At 24.7% G+C, this 665-nt stretch carries 2 protein-coding genes; both read left to right on the top strand.

The annotated features are described in order from the left end of the window. Positions 1-247: hypothetical protein (locus AST99_RS18725; protein ID WP_198151442.1), on the top strand; the 247-nt coding region annotated here is incomplete at its 5' end. 75 nt (positions 248-322) lie between these two features. Further along, positions 323-559 carry a hypothetical protein gene (locus AST99_RS08635; protein ID WP_057781442.1) on the top strand — a complete coding sequence of 79 codons (237 nt, stop codon included), beginning with the start codon at positions 323-325 and terminating at the stop codon, positions 557-559. Positions 560-665: the final 106 nt, after the last annotated feature.

Genomic DNA, 665 nt, shown 5'->3' on the forward strand with positions numbered 1-665 from the left:
CACTAAAAGTATTTATGGTTATACCGAATATTTAGGGTATGAAAGATGTTATTTTTCTTTAGATTTAAGTAAAAACCAGATTATAGAAATTTTTATTGATGAACATTTTGAATACGATATTAATAAGAGTAGTGTCCTAAATAATTTTATGCTCAATAAAAAATCTTTTTATACAATTAATGAAATAGGAGAAAAGATTAAATGGGTGAAATACAATCCTAAACAAGAGATAAAAAAGCAGTTATAAGTAAAATAATTGTTTCAACTGCCGCTTTTTGTTTAAATTAAAAATGATAACAAATACACCTGGAGCCATCAACAGATGGCAGCTCATTATATAAATACTATAGCAGAAGGCTTAAAGCAATATGATAATTCTCTGCACTCTAATCAATATTATAATGATTTAGCCTGGAAAGGTTTATATAAAATAAGTGATGGAGAAACAAATTCTCATATTTTAACAGATGCTTGGAATACACTAACAACTACTGAACAAAATAGAATTAAGAATACGATAAAAGATGAGCATACATACGGAAATAAAAACTGTAAATAATGAAAAATTTAATTAAGATATTGATATTGCTTTTTGCACTTAATTCGTATTCCCAAAAAGAAAAATATTTATTATTTAATAAAAACAAAGATAGTATTGTAACTTT

The sequence above is a fragment of the Formosa algae genome, assembly GCF_001439665.1.
In the GTDB taxonomy this organism is placed as follows: Bacteria; Bacteroidota; Bacteroidia; order Flavobacteriales; family Flavobacteriaceae; genus Formosa; species Formosa algae.

What these genes read in the sequence shown, in the direction of transcription:
- AST99_RS08635 (WP_057781442.1), top strand. Translation starts at nt 323, where the DNA reads ATGGCAGCTCATTATATAAATACTATAGCAGAAGGCTTAAAGCAATAT.